General features: G+C 66.1%; 15 protein-coding genes. 11 read left to right on the forward strand and 4 right to left on the reverse strand.

What is annotated here, in order from left to right:
* The first annotated feature begins 42 nt into the window (after positions 1 to 42).
* The 7 genes from dnaE to ABE485_RS08755 are packed head-to-tail and all read left to right on the forward strand — an operon-like array spanning position 43 to position 9,212.
* Positions 43 to 3,540: a DNA polymerase III subunit alpha gene (gene dnaE / locus ABE485_RS08725; protein ID WP_346514887.1), complete on the forward strand. Its 3,498-nt coding sequence runs from the start codon at positions 43 to 45 to the stop codon at positions 3,538 to 3,540.
* Positions 3,540 to 4,640, forward strand: a complete 1,101-nt coding sequence (locus ABE485_RS08730; RefSeq protein ID WP_346514888.1) for a glycosyltransferase family 4 protein — start codon at positions 3,540 to 3,542, stop codon at positions 4,638 to 4,640. Before dnaE ends, ABE485_RS08730 begins: the two co-directional genes overlap by 1 nt.
* Positions 4,637 to 5,485, forward strand: a complete 849-nt coding sequence (locus tag ABE485_RS08735; protein ID WP_346514889.1) for a polysaccharide deacetylase family protein — start codon at positions 4,637 to 4,639, stop codon at positions 5,483 to 5,485. The genes ABE485_RS08730 and ABE485_RS08735 overlap by 4 nt, the downstream gene beginning before the upstream one ends.
* Positions 5,482 to 6,234, forward strand: coding sequence for a glycosyltransferase family 2 protein (locus ABE485_RS08740; protein ID WP_346514890.1), 753 nt, complete (start codon positions 5,482 to 5,484; stop codon positions 6,232 to 6,234). The genes ABE485_RS08735 and ABE485_RS08740 overlap by 4 nt, the downstream gene beginning before the upstream one ends.
* Entirely contained in the window at positions 6,231 to 7,346 is a 1,116-nt protein-coding gene (locus ABE485_RS08745) for a glycosyltransferase (RefSeq protein ID WP_346514891.1), read from the forward strand. The genes ABE485_RS08740 and ABE485_RS08745 overlap by 4 nt, the downstream gene beginning before the upstream one ends.
* A 17-nt stretch (positions 7,347 to 7,363) precedes the next feature.
* Positions 7,364 to 8,089: a polysaccharide deacetylase family protein gene (locus ABE485_RS08750; RefSeq protein WP_346514892.1), complete on the forward strand. Its 726-nt coding sequence runs from the start codon at positions 7,364 to 7,366 to the stop codon at positions 8,087 to 8,089.
* Positions 8,064 to 9,212, forward strand: a complete 1,149-nt coding sequence (locus tag ABE485_RS08755; RefSeq protein ID WP_346514893.1) for a glycosyltransferase family 4 protein — start codon at positions 8,064 to 8,066, stop codon at positions 9,210 to 9,212. Before ABE485_RS08750 ends, ABE485_RS08755 begins: the two co-directional genes overlap by 26 nt.
* 24 nt (positions 9,213 to 9,236) lie before the next feature.
* Here the strand turns inward: ABE485_RS08755 and ABE485_RS08760 are convergent, their stop codons facing one another.
* The 3 genes from ABE485_RS08760 to ABE485_RS08770 are packed head-to-tail and all read right to left on the reverse strand — an operon-like array spanning position 9,237 to position 11,267.
* On the reverse strand, positions 9,237 to 9,518 hold the full coding sequence (locus ABE485_RS08760; protein WP_346514894.1) for a YkgJ family cysteine cluster protein: 282 nt from the start codon (positions 9,516 to 9,518) through the stop codon (positions 9,237 to 9,239).
* Entirely contained in the window at positions 9,515 to 10,279 is a 765-nt protein-coding gene (locus tag ABE485_RS08765) for a YdcF family protein (protein WP_346514895.1), read from the reverse strand. The genes ABE485_RS08760 and ABE485_RS08765 overlap by 4 nt, the downstream gene beginning before the upstream one ends.
* Before the next feature lie 16 nt (positions 10,280 to 10,295).
* Positions 10,296 to 11,267: a glycosyltransferase family 9 protein gene (locus ABE485_RS08770; RefSeq protein ID WP_346514896.1), complete on the reverse strand. Its 972-nt coding sequence runs from the start codon at positions 11,265 to 11,267 to the stop codon at positions 10,296 to 10,298.
* 100 nt (positions 11,268 to 11,367) lie between these two features.
* Between ABE485_RS08770 and msbA the strand changes: the two genes are divergently transcribed.
* The 4 genes from msbA to ABE485_RS08790 all read left to right on the forward strand — a co-directional run bounded on the left by msbA (position 11,368) and on the right by ABE485_RS08790 (position 17,200).
* On the forward strand, positions 11,368 to 13,143 hold the full coding sequence (gene msbA / locus ABE485_RS08775; RefSeq protein ID WP_346514897.1) for a lipid A export permease/ATP-binding protein MsbA: 1,776 nt from the start codon (positions 11,368 to 11,370) through the stop codon (positions 13,141 to 13,143).
* Positions 13,144 to 13,314: 171 nt separating this feature from the next.
* Positions 13,315 to 15,120, forward strand: coding sequence for a monovalent cation:proton antiporter-2 (CPA2) family protein (locus ABE485_RS08780; protein ID WP_346514898.1), 1,806 nt, complete (start codon positions 13,315 to 13,317; stop codon positions 15,118 to 15,120).
* Positions 15,121 to 15,323: 203 nt separating this feature from the next.
* Complete coding sequence (locus tag ABE485_RS08785; RefSeq protein WP_346514899.1) at positions 15,324 to 15,485, forward strand: hypothetical protein; 162 nt, start codon at positions 15,324 to 15,326, stop codon at positions 15,483 to 15,485.
* 239 nt (positions 15,486 to 15,724) lie between these two features.
* A complete protein-coding gene (locus ABE485_RS08790) occupies positions 15,725 to 17,200 on the forward strand; it encodes a sensor domain-containing diguanylate cyclase (protein WP_346514900.1) in 1,476 nt (491 codons plus the stop codon).
* A 66-nt stretch (positions 17,201 to 17,266) separates the two neighbouring features.
* On the opposite strand, the gene ABE485_RS08795 is transcribed toward ABE485_RS08790, so the two are convergent.
* The gene (locus tag ABE485_RS08795) at positions 17,267 to 17,968 is read right to left on the reverse strand and encodes a DUF3053 domain-containing protein (RefSeq protein WP_346514901.1); all 702 of its coding nucleotides are present in this window, start codon (positions 17,966 to 17,968) and stop codon (positions 17,267 to 17,269) included.
* Between the last annotated feature and the right edge of the window lie 275 nt (positions 17,969 to 18,243).

An 18,243-nucleotide genomic window follows, 5' to 3' on the forward strand; every position in this document is an offset into this window, starting at 1 on the left:
GTATCGGTGTATTGTCCCACACGCGCTAGGTACAATTCGGCCATGTCCGAAGCCGCTACGACCCCCAACCTGACCCCATTTGTTCACCTGCGCGTTCACTCCGAGTTCTCGGTCGTGGACGGCACGGTGCGCATTCCCGATCTTATCAAGCGCGTCGCCAAACTTGGCCAGCCCGCCGTCGCGCTGACCGACCTGTCGAACCTGTTCGGTCTGATCAAATTCTACAAAGGCGCCCGCGGCGCCGGGGTCAAGCCCATCGCGGGCTGCGACGTCTGGATCAGCAACGACGAGGATCCGGCCAAGCCGTTCCGCCTGCTGCTGCTGGTGCGCAATCACCAGGGCTACCTGAATCTGTGCGAACTGCTGTCCAAGTCCTTCCTGACGAACCAGGGCAAGGGCCGCGCCGAAATCCGCCGTGAATGGCTGCAAGGCCAGGAGGGCCTGATCGCCCTGTCGGGTGGGCGCGGCGGCGACGTGGGGCAGGCGCTGGATGCCGGCAACGCGGTGTCGGCGCTGGCGCTGGCGCGCCAGTGGGCGCACATGTTCCCGGGCAGCTACTACATTGAACTGCAGCGGTCCGGCATGGACGGCGACGAAGGCTATTGCCAGGCCGCCATGCGGCTGGCCGCCGAGGCCGGCTTGCCGGTGGTGGCCACGCATCCGGTGCAGTTCCTGGACGAATTCGAGTTCCAGGCGCACGAGGCCCGCGTCTGCATCGCCGAGGGTGAAATCCTTGCCAATCCGCGGCGCGTGCGGCGGTTTTCCAAGGAACAGTACCTGCTCAGCTCCGAGGAAATGGCGCGGCGTTTCGCCGACGTGCCCTCGGCGCTGGCCAATACGGTGGAAATCGCCAAGCGCTGCAACCTCAGCCTGGTGCTGGGCAAGCCGCGCCTGCCCAACTTCCCGACGCCCGAGGGCGTGACGCTGGACGATTATCTGGTCCAGCTGTCGGAAGAGGGCCTGGAAAAGCGCATGGAGTTCCTGTTCCCGGACCCGGCCGAACGCGAATCCAAGCGCGAGCAGTACTACGATCGCCTGCGCTGGGAATGCAAGACCATCATCCAGATGGGCTTCCCGGGCTACTTCCTGATCGTGCAGGACTTCATTAACTGGGGCAAGAACAACGGCGTGCCGGTGGGGCCGGGACGCGGTTCGGGCGCCGGGTCGCTTGTGGCCTATGCCCTGGGCATTACCGATCTGGACCCGATCCGCTACGACTTGCTGTTCGAGCGCTTCCTGAATCCCGAGCGGGTCTCCATGCCCGACTTCGATATCGACTTCTGCCAGGACAACCGCGAACGGGTCATCGACTACGTCAAGGAAAAGTACGGCCGCGCGGCCGTGAGCCAGATCGCCACCTTCGGCACGCTGGGCGCCAAGGCCGTGGTGCGCGATGCCGGCCGCGTGCTGGACATGCCCTACATGTTCTGCGATGGCCTGTCCAAGCTGATCCCGTTCAACCCGATGGATCCCTGGACGCTGGAGCGCACGCTGAAGGACGAGCCCGCCTTCAAGGACCGCTACGAGCAGGAAGAGGAAGTGCGCTCGCTGGTCGACCTGGCCAAGCCGCTGGAAGGCCTGACCCGCAACATCGGCATGCACGCGGGCGGCGTGCTCATCGCGCCCGGCAAGCTCACGGACTTCTGCCCGCTGTATTGCCAGCCCGGGCAGGAGAACAGCGCTGTCTCGCAGTTCGACAAGGACGACGTCGAGGCCGCCGGCCTGGTCAAGTTCGACTTCCTGGGCCTGCGCAACCTGACGATCCTGGATTGGGCGGTGCGCTATGTGCGCCAGTTCAACGAAGGCAAGCGCGACTTCGACGTCATGGCGCTGGCCCTGGACGATCCGGCCGCCTACAAGATCCTCTGCGACGCCAACACCACCGCGGTGTTCCAGCTGGAATCGCGCGGCATGAAGGAACTGCTCAAGAAGCTGCGCCCCAATACGTTCGAAGACATCATCGCCATGCTGGCCCTGTATCGTCCGGGGCCGCTTGAATCGGGCATGGTGGACGACTTCGTCAACCGCAAGCACGGCCGCGCGGCGGTGGACTATTTCCACTCCGACCTGGAAAGCACGCTCAAGAGCACCTACGGCGTCATCGTCTACCAGGAACAGGTGATGCTGATCTCCCAGATCATCGGGGGATACTCGCTGGGCGGCGCCGACCTGTTGCGCCGCGCCATGGGCAAGAAAAAGCCCGAGGAAATGGCCAAGCACCGCGAGCTCTTCGAGAAGGGCGCCAAGGAAAAGGGCCATGACCCGGACCTGGCGGTCAAGCTGTTCGACCTGATGGAAAAGTTCGCGGGGTACGGCTTCAACAAGTCGCACTCGGCCGCGTACGCGCTGATCTCGTACCAGACGGCCTGGCTCAAGGCGTACCATCCCACCGAATTCCTGGCCGCCACCATGTCCTCGGACATGGACGACACGGACAAGGTCCAGATTTTCTGCCGCGACGCCCAGGACAACGGCGTTGAGGTCCTGCCGCCCGACGTGAACTTCTCGGGCTACCGCTTCGAGCCCGTCGCCGACAAGCACACCGAAAAGGGCAAGCCGCCGCGCACGATGCGCTACGGCCTGGGCGCCGTCAAAGGCACCGGCCAGGGCGCCGTCGAAGACATCCTGCGCGCGCGCAAGGAAGGCGGGCCGTTCCTCAACCTGTTCGACTTCTGCCGCCGCGTCAGCAAGCAGGCCGTCAACCGGCGCACCATCGAGGCCCTGATCAAGGCAGGCGCGTTCGACACCATCGAACCCAACCGCGCGGCGATGCTGGCTTCCGTGCCCACCGCCATGGAAGCGGCGGAACAGGCCGCCCGCAGCGCCAACCAGGCCTCGCTGTTCGGCGACGACAGCGGCGACGTGGTGGCCGGCGAACTGGCCAAGGTGGCGCCCTGGGACCTGCACAAAAAGCTCACGGAAGAAAAATCCGCGCTGGGCTACTACTACAGCGGCCACCTGTTCGACGCGTGGCGCGACGAAGTGCGCCGGATCGTGCCGATGCAACTCGTCCGCGTCGAACCGCAGCGCGACCTGCAATGGATGTGCGGCGTGCTGGCCAGCGTGCGCGTCATGATGACCCGTCGCGGCAAGATGGTCTTTGCGGTGCTGGACGACGGCACTGCCCAGGTCGAGATCTCGGTCTTCAACGAACTCTACGAAAAGCACCGCAACCGGCTGCGCGAAGACCAGCTCGTCATCGTCCAGGGCAAGGTCAGCAACGACGACTACTCCGGGGGCATGCGCATCGTGGCCGAGCAGCTCTATGACCTGCAGCTGGCGCGCGAGGCGCGCGCCAAGTCCCTGCGCGTCAAGCTCAACGGCAGCGCCGATGCGGCCCGCCTGCGCCAGATGCTCAATCCGTTCCGCGCGGAACCCGAAAACGGCATCCCCGGCGTGCCGGTGGACATCGTCTACACCAAGAACAATTTCCTGTGCACCGTCAGGCTCGGCGAAGAATGGCGCGTCCGCATGGCAGACACGCTGCTGGCGAACCTGAACGACTGGACCAAACCGGACGGCGTGGAGGTCACCTACTGATGCCCACCTTGCGGATCGTGCACTCGGAGGCCGCCACCAACTTTGGCGGCCAGGAAGGACGGATTTTCAAGGAGATGACCGCGATGCGCGCACGCGGCCATCACCTCGAGGCCATCTGTCAGCCGCAGGGGCTGCTGGCGGGACGGCTGTCCGAAGCCGGCTTCACCGTGCATGCGCTCAGGATGGACGGACCCGCGAACTACCTGAAGGGCGTGATGGCCGTGCGGACCATCCTGAAGAACGGGCGCTTCGACGTGCTCAACACGCACAGCCGGCGCGATACCGTGATCGCGGCCCTGGCCGGCAGGCTCGCGGGGACGCCGCTGATCGTGCGCACGCGGCACCTGTCCAACAAGGTCGGGTCGATGTGGTCCTACACCATTCTTCCGCACCGGGTCACCACCGTCAGCGACCATGTCCGCGGATACCTGATCAGCCGCGGCGTGGCGGCCGAGAAGGTGGCGACGGTGTATTCGCCCATCGTGCTGCCGGCTCCGGTCGAGCGTTCCACCTTGCGCGACGAACTGGGGCTGGCCGACGACGACATCGTCGTGGGCTGCGTGGCCGTCATGCGCGCCACCAAGGGCCACAAGGACCTGATCGACGCCATCGCGCCGCTCATGGCAGCCCGTCCCAAGCTGCATCTGGTGTTTGTCGGCGCCGGTTCGCCGGTCTTCGAGCAGACCCAGGCCTATGTGGCCGAGCGCAAGCTGCAGGACCGCATCCACCTGATGGGGACGCGGCGCGACGTCCCCAACCTGTTGGCGGGCTTCGACCTGTTCGCCCTGGCGACGCAGCAGGAAGCGTCCGGCACGGTCTATGTCGAGGCGCAAGCCAGCGGCCTGCCCGTGGTCGGCACCAATGTCGGCGGCGTGTCGGAGATGTTCCGCAACGGCGAGACCGGCATCCTGGTCCCGCCCAAAGACCCCGTCGCGCTGACCGAAGCGCTGGAGCGCCTGATCGACGACCCGGCCCTGCGCCGGCGCATGGGCGAGGCGGGCCGCCGCATGGTCTGGGAAGAAGGCGTGTTTTCACCTGCCCGGCTGGCCGAGACCACCGAGGCCATTTACACCAAGTGGCTGGCGGAGCGTCGCGGATGAATGCGCCCAACGTTCCGGTGCTGATGTATCACCACGTCACGCCGGCCGGCGGCATGATCGCCGCCACGCCCGACGTTTTCGAATCCCAAGTCGCGCGGCTGGCGCGCGCCGGCTACCAGTCGCTGACCGCCGCGCAGTTCGCCGGCTATCTGGCCGGCGCCGGCGTGCCCGAGCGCTCCGTCCTGATCACCTTCGACGACGGCTACCTGAACAACTGGGTGCACGCGCATCCTGTCCTGGCGCGCCATGGCATGCGCGCGGTGCTGTTCACCATCACGGGGTGGATCGGCGACGGCCCGGTCCGGCCGCATGCCGGGCAAGGGGGGGCGCTGCCTGCAACGCCGGACCATGACGCCTGCAAGCAGCTGGTGGCGGCGGGCCGCGCCGACGAGGCCATGCTGCGCTGGAGCGAAATCGAGGCCATGCAGGCCGCCGGCACCTTTGAATTCCATTCGCACACGCATACGCACACGCGCTGGGACAAGGTCTGCGGCGCCGACGTGAACGCCAAGCGCGAACGCATCGCGCAGGAACTGCACGAGTCCCGCGACACGCTGGTGCGGCGGCTGGGCGAGGTCAGCGATCATCTCTGCTGGCCGCAGGGCTATTTCGACCCGGATTACGTGGCCGCCGCCCGGCAGGCGGGCTTTCGCCACTTGTACACTACCGACCCTTTCGGGCAGAACACGCCTGGCGCGGATCCCGGCCACATCTATCGTTTCGCGGTGCGCAACCAGGGCGGCTCCTGGCTGAACCGCCGCATCTGGCTGTCGCGAGACCCCTTCTGGGGGCCGCGCTATCACGCCTGGAAGGCCTGGAAAAAGCGTCTTAGGAATCGCGGATGAAGTTATCAGTCATCATCATCACCAAGAACGAAGCGGCGAACATTGCCGCCTGCCTCAAGTCCGTGGCGTTCGCCGACGAGTTCATCGTGGTGGATTCGGGCAGCACCGACGGCACCGTGGAACTGGCGCAGGCCCTGGGCGCCCGGGTCGAAACGACGTCCGACTGGCCCGGCTTCGGCCCGCAGAAGAACCGTGCACTGGATCTCGCGACCGGCGACTGGGTGTTGTCGATCGACGCGGACGAGCGCGTCACGCCCGAGCTGGCCCGTGAAATCCAGGACGTGCTGCAGGCGCCGCAGGCCGACGCCTACGAAATCGCGCGCCTGTCCAACTTCTGCGGGCGCGACATCCGCCACAGCGGCTGGTGGCCCGACTACGTGCTGCGCCTGTTCAAACGGGGCACGGCGCGCTTCACCGACGCGGCCGTGCATGAACGCGTGGTGCCCGCGAACGGGCGCCCGCTGCAGTTGCGCGGCTATTTCAACCATTATCCGTACGACAACCTGGACGCCCTGATCAACAAGGTGAACCGATATTCGTCCGACGCCGCCGCCATGATGTACGCCAAGGGCCGGCGCACGTCGGTCTTCGGGGCGCTGGGGCACGGGTTCTGGACGTTCGTTCGCATCTATCTGATCCGGCGTGGATTCCTGGACGGCAGGCACGGGCTGGTCCTGGCCGTGACGGCGGCGGCCGGCAGCTTCTTCCGCTATTCGAAGCTGATGTTCCTGGCGGAAAACAAAAAGTGAAGATCCTGTATACGAACTTCCACGCCGGCAACGGCGGGGGGCACGTCACCTACATCATCAATCTGGCCAAGGCGCTGGCGCGCGATCACCAGATCACGGTGGCGGCTCCGGCGACTAGCCGCCTGTACCGCTACGCCAAGGCCATCCCCGGCGTGACGGTCGTGGAAATGCAATACAAGACGCGCCCGTCTTCGTGGTTCAAGGACCGCGCAAGCCTGCGCCGACTGATCGAAGCGGGCCGTTTCGACATCATTCACGCCAATGGTTCGGCCGATCACAAGCAGGTCATGCTGGCCACGCTGGGCATGCCGCGCCGGCCGCGCATCGTGTTCACCAAGCACAACGACCATCCGCTCACGAGTTTCGGGCACAAGATGCGCGTGGCGCTGGCGACCGATCACGGCATCGCGGTCAGCGACTACATCCGCGGCATGATGGAGCAATCGCCCTATCGCAAGCGCCCCATCACCACCATCCGCCACGGCATCGACACCAATTTCTTCGCCCCGCCGGCGCCGGAAAGCCTGGACAAGCTGCGCGAGATCTTCTTCGGCGCGGACTGGCGCGGCAAGCTTCTGCTGGGCAGCGCCGGGGGTACCGACTACGACAAGGGCTGGCTGGATCTCGTGGCCGCCGTGGCCGCGCTGCCGCCCGCCGACAAGGCGCGCGTGCTGCTGATGGTCGCGGGCGATCCGCCCTCCGAGGAAAAGCTGGCGCGCGTGCGTGAACTGGGCATGATCGACCAGGTGAAATTTCCCGGCCTGCTCGACGACGTGCGGGCGGCGCTGGCGGCATGCCATGCGGGCTTCGTGCTGTCTTACCGGGAAGCCCTGTCTTTCGCGTGCCGCGAAATCATGGGGCTGGGCCTGCCGGCGCTGGTCAGCAACGCGGGAGGACTGCCCGAGAACGTAAGCGACGGCGTGGACGGCTGGATCGTGCCGATGCGCGACGTGCCCGCCATGACCGCCAAGTTGCGCTTTATGCTTGATCATCCGGACGCCGTCCGGATGATGGGCGCCAACGCCCGCGAAACCAGCCTGCGCGACTTCAATCTGGAGCGTTTCGCGGCCGCCACAATGGATGTCTACCAACGTACGCTGGCTGGACGCTGACCCTATAATCCGGTCCTATGTCTATCCCAATTCTCATGTACCACCAGATCGGCGAACCCAACCCCAAGGGCACGCCGTATCGTGGGCTCACGGTGCACCCCGACAGCTTTGCCCGCCAGATGCGCTGGATGCGCCGGCTGGGCTATCGCGGGCTGTCCATGCGCGACGTGATGCCCTATGTGCGCGGCGAGCGCCAGGGCAAGGTATTCGGCATCACGTTCGACGACGGCTATCGCAATGTGCACCACAACGCGATGCCGGTGCTGAGTGAATTGGGATTCACCGCCACCAACTATTTCGTGGCGCGCCAGTTCGACGGCGGCAATGTCTGGGATCTGCAAAAAGGCATTCCGTTCTCGGCGCTGATGACCGTGCAGGAAATGCGGGAATGGGCCCAGGCCGGCAACGAGGTCGGCTCGCATACGCTGGACCACGTCCATCTGCCTGAGCTGCCGCCCGAAGAGGCGCGGCGCCAGATCGTCGAATCCAAGGCCGAACTCGAGCAGGCCCTGGGCGCGCCCGTCACGGCCTTCTGTTATCCGTACGGCGACCATGGCCCGGAACACCGCGCCATGGCCCGGGAGGCGGGCTACGACAATGCAACGCTGACCCGGCGCGGCCTGGCGGGGGCATCCGATGATCCCTTCGGACTGCCGAGGGTGACGGTGGCCCGTTCCACCAACATTATCCGCTTCCTCCAGAAGTGCCTGACCCGGTATGAAGACCTCCGCCGGCGTCCCTGATCGACGGCTTCGCATCGCGCTGCTGGTTGACCGGTTCGGCAATCGTTTCGGAGGCGCGGAAGCCTACGGCGTGGAACTGATGCGGGTGCTCGGACAACGGCACGAAGTCGCCGTCGTCGCGCGCGACTTCGACAGCGACCTGCCGTTCGATTTCCTGCCCGTGCGCTTTCCCGGCTGGTTGCCCAGCTGGATGCGCGTGCTGTACTTCGCGTGGCGCGCTGACCGTCTCACTCGCGGCCGCTACGATATCGTGCACTCGCACATGAACGGCTGGGCGGGCGAGATCCAGGTCATGCACGTGACGCCGGTGCGCTACAACCGCGTCACCCGCGTCAAGCCGCTGCAGCGCCTGACCGCCTGGCTGAGCCCGCGCCTGGCCACTTACCTGATGCTGGAACGCCTGCGTGTGCGCAAGACGCCCACGCGGCGCGTGGTGGCGGTGTCCGGACTGATCATGGATCAGCTGCACCGCAGCTACGGCGAGCAGCTGCCGGTGGATATCATCGCGCCGGGCGTCAAGCTGCCCGTCGCGGGGCAGGGGGGCGGACGCGATGCGACACGCGCCCGGCTGGGCTGGGATGCGGACACCATCGGCTGTCTGCTGGTTGCGCGCAATCCGCTGCGCAAGGGGCTGCCGGCGCTGCTGGACGCCCTGGCGCAATTGCCGCCGCGTTACAAACTGCTGGTCGTGGGGGCCGACGAGCCCACCCGGGAGCGCGTCCGCGCCACCGGGCACATTGCCCGCCGCGTCACCCTGGTGGATCCCACCCCGGACGTTGGCCAGTACTTCGAGGCGGCCGACATCTATGCCCACCCGACCCTGAACGACAGCTACGGCATGGCGCCGCTCGAAGCCATGTCCCACGGCCTGCCCGTGGTGGTCAGCTCGCCCGTCTATTGCGGATTCGCGCAGTACCTGGCGGCAGGCAAGGACGCGCTCATCCTGCAGGACCCGCGCGATGGCGCGCAACTCGCGCAAGCGCTGGAGCGCCTGGGCTCCGATCCCGAGCTGCGGGCGGCGCTGACCGAGCGCGGCCTGAAGATCGCCCGCGACCAGAGCTGGGAGACGGTGGCGTCGCGGTACGAGGCCCTGTACGAAAAGGTGCTGCTGGACCGCAACTGAACGGCGGGGCGGCCCGCCCCGTTTTCAATGACCGGGCGCCGTTGCGCGCTCCAGGTCGCCCAGCCACTGGATCGCGTGCTCGCGGTCCGGGCCGCACATCTCCCGTTGCGGCTGCAGCCCGCCACAGAAGTCCGGCCGCGACGGCTGGCCGAAGACCGCACAGCGCATGTCGGGCAGCAATTGAATGCATGGCACGCCGGCGGGCTTGCCATGCGGCATGCCTGGAAGGGGCCGAGTGATCGAGGGCGCGATGCAACAGGCGCCGCATCCCGGCCGGCAATCCAGGCCGGCGGCCGCCAGACTCATACCCACCCGCGCAGCCAATAGACGAACAGGCCGGCGTATTCCTTCAGGATGGAACGGCTCGCGTCGAACGTGCGCTGGTCGGGCAGCCACAGGGGCAGGGATCCGTCCGTCGGCGCCACGATCTGCGGCGGCGCGGGCGCGGCGATGACTTCCACGCCTTGCTTGGAAAACGCGGCCATGGCGCGCGGCATGTGCAGGGCGGAGGTCACCAGCAGGACCTTGCCGATGCCCCGCGCCTTGAGCTGGTCTTCGGTCAGGGTCGCGTTCTCGTAGGTGGTGCGGCTGGCGTTTTCCAGGATCAGGGCCGTTTCCGGCACGCCTTGCTGGCGGATCGCGTGCGCCATGCCCTTCGCTTCGCTGACGTCACCCTCGAGCGCGCCGCCCGACAGCACCACCTTGGGCGCGCGACCCGCCAGGTAGAGCTGGGCGGCGGTGTCGATGCGCACGACGGCGGTGTCCTTGTCATAGGGCAGGAACCAGTTGGCGCGTCCGTTGGCGGTGTTGCCGCCCAGCACCACGATGGCGTCGGCGGTGGGCGACTGTTCGGGCGGCAGGTGCGGATAGCGGCTTTCCAGCGCTCCGCCGGCCCACAGCGACGTGGCCGGCAACGACCAGGCCAGCGCCCACAGCAGGCCCGCGGCAATGATGGCGCCGCCGGTCTTGCGGAGCCGGAACAGCCCCAGCACCAGACCGATGACGATCAGGGTGATGCACAAATTGTAGGGAATGATCAGATTCGTTAGATAGCTGGAAAAGGTCATTTCAAGACAGTCCTGATTACTGCGTACCGTCCAGCAGGCGAGTGGCCTGCCGTTCTACTTCTTCGGTTGAGGGCCAGGCCTGTTCCGATCCCACGCATACGGCGCGAGGAGACCAGGGACCGGTCCTTTCCGGCCGCGTCACGCCAAACAGCGTGAGCTCCCGGGCCGAGGCCGCGGCGGCGACATGCGACACGCCGGAATCGTTACAAACCACCAGCGCCGCCCTGGCGGTCAGGGCGGCGAAGGCTCCCAGCGACAGGGGCGGCAGCACTTGCGCCGTCGGCGCATTGCGACGGGCCTCGTCGGTTTCGGCCGGAGGGGGGCACGTTACCACGGTATGGCCGCGGGCCTGCAGGGCGCGGGTAAGTGTATCGAATCCCGGCCAGACCTTGATTTTGCCCTTGTGCAGGCCGGTGGCGGTGGGGGCGATCAGCACGAAACGGCGGCCGGCCAAGCCGGCCTCTGCCAGCGCCTGGTCGGCGGCGGCCTCGTGGGCCGGGGTCAGGGGCAGGTCCAGCGTCGGGCCGGGCCGGGCGGGGCCGGAAGGCAGCCCCCAGGCGGTCAGGGCTTCGCGGGTCAGGTGATGCCAGGATTCGACGGCATGCAGGGAATCGGCTGGCTTGGTGAAGGGCCAGCGCAGCAGGAAGCTGCGGCCGTCGTCCCTGTAGCCGGCCGACGGCTGGCCCGCCAGCCGGAACACCAGGGCGCTGGACAACGAGTCCGGCAGCAGCAGGCCGCGGGCGCGGCGGCCCTGCGCGCCCAGGCTGCGCCGGTGGGCGCTGACGGCGGCGCGGTCGGGGCCGACCTTGCCGCGCATGGGAATGAAATCGCGTTTTTCCACGCCGTCGAGCAGATCCCGGGCCCACGGGCGGGCACAGATTACCAAGGGGAGGCCGCTGGCGTGCAGGGCACGCAGGCTGGGCAGGCTCATGCAGACATCGCCCACCCAATTGGGCAACCGGACGTACAAGCAACTGATATCGGACATGGGAAGGCGCTGGGCGCGTTTGGGCTGAGGGGGCCGGGCGGCGCGCGGGCGCGCAGCCGGTACAATCCTGGGCACAATTGTATAAAAGCGAGTGATCCCTTTGAATTCTGCCGCACGCAATGCGCCCGCGGGTTCTCAACCCGTCAAGTCTGAACTCTGGAGCCGGATCTACAGCCGCGTGGGTTCCTATTGGAAGGGCTTGCTGGCGGCAGTCCTGCTGATGGCCGGGGCGGCGGCAACGCAACCCGTTCTTGCCGTCATCATGAAGCCCCTGCTGGACGGCGGATTCTCGGGCGCCAAGCCCTACTACGTCTGGGCGCTGCCGCTGGCGGTCGTGGGCCTGATCCTGTTGCGCGGCATCTGCAACTTCTTCAGCGACTATCTTCTGGCCTGGGTGGCCAACAATGTGCTGCTGGGCATGCGCCGCGACATGTTCGAGCGCCTGCTGGGCCTGCCCGACGCCGATTTCAAGCGCGGCGACACCGGCCGGCTGCTGAACCGTTTCACGATCGACGCCGGCAACGTCACCGGCTACGCCACCGATGTCATCACCGTCCTGGTGCGGGAAACCCTGGTGGTGCTCGCACTGATCTGCGTACTGCTGTACATGTCGTGGGTGCTGACGCTGATCATCCTGGTCATGCTGCCCGTGTCGGTGATGATCTCCCGCTTTTTCATCAAGCGCCTGCGCCGCATCAACCGCGAAACCGTCAACATGAACGCCGAACTGACCCGCGTGGTCGGCGAGGGCATCGACGGCCAGCGCGTCATCAAGCTGTTCGACGGCTATGAAGTCGAGCGCGGCCGGTTCGATTTCGTCAGCCGGCGCCTGCGGCGCTTCGCCATGCGCACGGCCACGGCCGATGCGGCCCTGACGCCGCTGACCCAGGTCTGCATCTCGATTTCCGTCGGGGCCGTCATTGCCGTGGCGCTCAGCCAGGCCAACAACGGGTCGCTCACGGTGGGCAGCTTTGCTTCCTTCATGGCCGCGCTGGCCCAGATCTTCGATCCCATCAAGCGCCTTACCAACGTGGCCGCCCGCATGCAGAAGATGCTGGTGTCGGCCGAAAGCGTGTTCACCCTGATCGATCAGGTGCCGGAAAACGACACGGGCACCAAGGAATTGCCCGAACCGGTGCGCGGCAAGGTCGAATTCCGCAATGTCTTCCATCGTTTCCCCGACGCCGACCGCGATACGGTCAACGACATTTCCTTCGTGGTCGAGCCGGGGCAGACCGTCGCGCTGGTGGGGCGGTCGGGCAGCGGCAAGACCACGCTGGTCAACATGCTGCCGCGTTTCGTGCTGGCCGACAGCGGCCAGATCCTCGTGGACGACGTGCCCATCGACGACCTGACGCTGCGCAGCCTGCGCTCGCACCTGTCGCTGGTCAGCCAGGACGTCGTGCTGTTTGACGACACCATTGCCGCCAACGTCGGCTATGGCGCGCTGGGCAAATCCAGCGATCAAAAGGTGCGCGACGCCCTCGAAGCGGCAAACCTGCTGGAGTTCGTCGAAGGCCTGCCGCAGGGCATCGAAACGCCGGTGGGCGAGAACGCCGCCCGCCTGTCCGGCGGCCAGCGCCAACGCCTGGCCATCGCGCGCGCGCTCATCAAGAACGCGCCCATCCTGATCCTCGACGAAGCCACCTCCGCGCTGGACAACGAGTCCGAACGCCAGGTCCAGGCCTCGCTCGAACGCCTCATGAAGGGACGCACCACGCTCGTCATCGCCCACCGCCTGTCCACGGTCCAGAATGCCGACCGCATCATCGTCCTGGATGGCGGCAAGATCGTCGAACAGGGGCCGCACGCGGAACTGCTGGCGGCCGACGGCCTGTACGCCTCGCTCTACAAGATGCAATTCCGCGAAGACTGACCCGTCCGCCTCGCTCGGATTTTCCAAGCCGCCGCCTTTCGCGGCGGTTTTTCATGGCCGAAGTTCCTGTTTGCCAATCCCGCGGATTGCCGGAAAATGGCCCCAGCCTGCGCGTAGCGGGCAGGGCCGCGTCCCAGGCGCTTCGGCCCGCCATGCAACCAGGAGCACGCCATGGCCCTGCCTTCCGAAGGCAATCAACTCATCAACGTCGTCGTCCTGCTGGGGGCGGCGGTCATCGCGGTTCCCCTGTTCAAGCGGCTCGGACTCGGCTCGGTGCTGGGCTATCTGGCAGCGGGCCTGGTCATCGGACCATTCGGTATCGGGTTTTTCTCCGATTCGAAATCCATCCTGCACGTGGCCGAACTCGGCGTCGTGATGTTCCTGTTCATCATCGGCCTGGAAATGCAGCCCTCGCGCCTGTGGAAACTGCGCGGCGAGATCTTCGGGCTGGGCGTCGCGCAGGTGCTGGCCTGCGGCGCGCTGCTGACGGCCGTGGGCCTGCTTGCCGGCATGTCCGGCCCCGCGGCATTCATGGCGGCGATGGGCTTCGTGCTGTCGTCCACCGCCATCGTGATGCAGATCCTGGCCGAACGCGACGAGACCGCCAGCGCCCAGGGGCAGCGCATCGTTTCCATCCTGCTGCTCGAGGACCTGGCCATCGTTCCGCTGCTTGCCCTGGCGGCCCTGCTGGCCCCGGCCGGAACCTCGGGGCACGGCGATCCCTGGCTGCAGTCGGCCATCGCCCTGGGCTGCATCCTGGCGCTGCTGGCGGCGGGGCGCTGGCTGCTCAATCCGCTGTTCCGGCTGCTGGCCAACGCGCACGCCCGCGAAGTGATGACGGCCGCCGCGCTGCTCGTCGTGCTGGGGGCGGCGCTGCTGATGGAACTGGGCGGGCTGTCCATGGCGATGGGCGCCTTTCTTGCGGGCGTGCTGCTGTCCGAATCCACCTTCCGCCATCAGCTGGAAGCAGAGATCGAACCCTTTCGCGGGATTCTGCTCGGCCTGTTCTTCCTGGGCGTGGGCATGTCCCTGGACCTGTCCGCCGTGGCGCGCGAATGGCCGCTCATCCTGGCGGGCGTCGTGGTTTTCATGCTGGTGAAATCCGTGGGCGTGTACGTCGTGGCGCGGCTGTTGCGTGCCAGTCATGCTGAAGCGGTGACCCGCGCGGCGCTGTTGGCCCAGGGCGGCGAGTTCGCGTTCGTGCTGTACAGCGCGGCGGCCGACAAGGGAATCTTCGACGCGCACACGGGCGCGGTGCTGACGGCCATCGTCATCATTTCCATGGCGCTGACCCCCGTGTGCGTCCTGTCCCTGCGCTGGCTGATTCCCAAGCCGACGCCCTCCATGGAAGGCGTGGATGTCGCCCGCGACCTGGACGGCTGCGCCCTGATCGTGGGATTCGGTCGGTTCGGCCAGATCGTGGCGCAGACCATGCTGGCGCGAGAACTGAAGGTGTCCATCCTGGACATCGACACCGACGCGATCCGAGCCGCCGCAAAATGGGGGGTGAAAGTCTATTATGGGGACGGTACGCGAGCAGACATGCTGCGTTCCGCCGGCGCGGAAAACGCCTGCGCCATCCTCATCTGCATCGACGATCCGCGGGCCGCCACCCATATGGTCAAGCTGATCAAGTCTGAGTTCCCGCTGGTGCGGGTGGTGGTACGCGCCTATGACCGCATCCATTCGCTGGCGCTCGCCAAGGAAGGCGTGGACTTCCAGGTCCGGGAAACCCTGGAGTCCGCACTGGTCTTCGGCGAAGCGGCGCTGCGCGCCATCGGGGTTCCCGCGGAAGAGGCGCAGGAGGTCCTGGAAGACGTCCGCCAGCGCGACACCGAGCGCTTCGAACTGGAAGTGGCCGGGGGACTGTTCGCCGGAAGGTCGCTCCTTTACGGAAATATGACTAGCCAACCGGATGGCAAGAACGATGATCCGAATCGCGAAACCGGCGAGGCCGCGGCCAGTCCATCCGCCTGATGGCCAGGTTTCGGCCTGCATTTCGGTATCTTTGCATTACTTTACGCATCATTTCACGCGCAAACGCTGGCGGCTAAGGTAGATTAATCCGTACCGACGCTTCATTCACGAAGCGCATTTGCCAGGGGGCTGCCATGCTGCAAACGGACCGGAATTCGACTACGCCGCACGCGATCGGAATTGAGCTTGCGCGGCGACAGGCCTTGACGCTGCGCTGCGGCTTCTCGGGCGGACTGACGCGGCAGCTCATGTCGCACACCGGTTCGGTGGGACCGGCATGGGCCATCAACGCCCATCGCGAAACCGACAAGGCGCGGGGCGCCAAGGCATTTCCCTTCCGCATCGCCGCCAGCGTGGCATCCTGAGGTTCCGCTCCGGGCTCCGCGCCCGGAGTTTCGGCCAATTCCCGTCCGTCCTGGCTCGCCGGCGCTCCGGCCGACGGCGCGCATCGACTCTCCCGCACTTTTCCTGCCATTGCCAGCCCCCCCCCCCGCGCCGGGCGCCGGCTGGCGCTGCCTTGCGCCCGGGCGTGGGGACCGGCATTATCTCGCTGACATTGCCATGAAATGCGTCCCCCTGAACGCCGATGCGAAGGAGCGCCGTATTGAAGTCCCGTGGGATCGTGCATCGCACCTTGTATGCGCTGGCCGGGCTGGTGGCCATCGGTATCTGTACGGCTGCGGTGGCGCTGCTGTGGATGGACCGCCGGGTCACCTGGGAGTCCGCCTACGTCTCGGCCCGCAACCTTGCCGGCGTGCTGGCGGCGGACATCGGCCGCACGCTGCACGTCTATGATCTGTCGCTGCAGGGCGTGGTCGAACGCCTGCGCGAGCCGCGCATCGCCCAGGTCGAACGGGAAACCCTGCATCGCTTTCTGTTCGACCGCTCCGCCACGGCCGAGTATCTCGGCGCCATCGTCGTTCTCGACAAGGATGGCAATGTGGTCTATGACTCGACTTCCATCGACCCGCCCAAGCTCAATTTCGCGGACAGGGATTACTTCCAGGTGCATCGCGACGCGCCAGACGTGGGTCTTTTTGTCAGCCGTCCGTACCACAGCCGCTTGCGTGGCGGGGATGAAAGCATTGCCATCAGTCGGCGGATCTCAATGCCGGACGGCAGTTTTGGCGGAATCGTCGCGGGGTCGCTGCGGATGGCGTATTTCCGCGACCGCTTCGCGGACGTGTCCATCGGCGAACACGACGCCATTACCGTGTTTCGCAATGACGGCATCGTGCTCCTGCGCGATCCCTATTCGCGCGCCGACATGAACCGCGAATTCGACGTGCCGCTGGATTTCCAGCAATACCTGATCGGCCGGGAGGGCTCGTTCGTCGGCATCCTGTCGCACGATGGCGTGAATCGCCTGTACGCGTTCGACGCCATCGACGGCACGCCGCTGGTGATCGACGTGGCCCTGGCCGTGGACGACCTGCTGGAACCCTGGGTGCGGCGCGCCGCGTTGATCGTCCCGGTCACGCTTGCGCTGTTCATGTCCGTGATGGCGCAGATCATCCTGTTCCGCCGCGAAATGCGCTGGCGGCGCGCTTTCGAAGAGCAGCTTGCAAGCCAGGCGCAGACCGACGGACTCACGGGCCTTGCCAACCGGCGCACCTTCGACGAAGTGCTGGACCGCGAGTGGGGCGTTGCGCGGCGCGAGCGCACGCCGCTGTCGCTGCTGTTCCTGGATGCCGACCACTTCAAGCTCTACAACGATCGCTATGGCCATCAGGAAGGCGACGAACTGCTCAAGATGCTTGCGCTGGCGCTCAAGAACAAGGCGCGGCGGCCGCGAGATCTGGCGGCGCGTTACGGCGGCGAGGAGTTCGTGGTGCTGTTGCCCAATACCAGCCGCCAGCGCGCCGTTGCCATTGCCGAGTCCATTCGCCGGGCCATCGCGGAATTGGGGGTTCCGCACGAGGGGAACGAGGGCGGCATCGTCACGGTCAGCATCGGCGTCGCCACGGCAACCCCCCTGAACGACAATGATGTTTCGGCCAGCCTTGTCGAGGCCGCCGATGCTGCCGTCTACCAGGCCAAGGAAGCGGGCCGCAATCAGGTCGCCGCCGCGGCAGCCTGACAGGCTTCGCGCAAAAAAAACGCCCCGGCGCACATTCCTGTGCGGCGGGGCGTCTTCGAAGAAGGCTTAGCGGCCCAGCATCACGGCCTGCAGGCGCGTCTGCGCCTGCTGCACATTCTTCGCCTGGGTATTCAGGTCCTGCAGCAGCTGGTTGAGCTCAGCCTGCACGGCAGGGTCCTTCACCTTCACGATGGGACCGGCGATTTCAATCTGCGCCTTGTGAGCCTCGACGTAATCGGCGATCTTCAGGCTGCTGTCGAACGTGGCGTTCAATTGGGGCAGCACGTCGCGGAAGGTGTCGGCGGGCAGGCTCACGGTCTTCTCGTACGCCTTGTCGTAGACCGCCTTCAGGTCTTCCGGCTGCTTGAGTTGCGCGCGGGCGGCATCGGCCTTCGCCTGCTGTTCCTTCAGGGCCGAGTTCATGTCGTTCAGCGCGGCCTGCACGGTCTTCAGGTCATCGCGACGGGTCACGATATCGTTCACCGAGCGCATGGCGCCTTTCTGCATGATGCCCGAAAGGGGTTTGACCGAAGCATCCATGCCCGCGTTGAAATCCGTGATCACGGCGTACTGGGCCGCGTAATCACCGAAGGATTTCTTCTCTTCGTCCGTCAACTGAGGCACTCGCACGCCAGGCTTGTCGACGATGCGCGTCTGCAGGAATTGGGTGAACGCGGCGCGCTGTTCGGGCTCCTTGTCGCCGCATGCGGCCAGCACCAGGGGCAGGGCCACGACCAGTGCCAGAAACGGACGAAATAGGGACTTCATTGCATTGACCTCCGGAAAAGCTTGGGGAATGGCGCCGGGCAATATTCCACCCGGCAAAAAGCGCCCGCAGCTTATCGGCAACCTTGCGGCGCCGCCATCGGTTTCAAACTTCATTGCAAACGAATCTTTAAGACACACAATCCATACATGTCGGCTTGAATGGCGCTTGCGATTCGGGTATGGGAGAGGGCGCTGGCCGGCTGCCACGGCCAACGTCCCGCGCAGCCGCGCACAGACGAGGATGATGTAGTAATTAACTTGGGTGTAAGGGCTTT

This window comes from Achromobacter spanius (genome assembly GCF_039673305.1).
Lineage (GTDB): Bacteria > Pseudomonadota > Gammaproteobacteria > Burkholderiales > Burkholderiaceae_B > Achromobacter > Achromobacter spanius_F.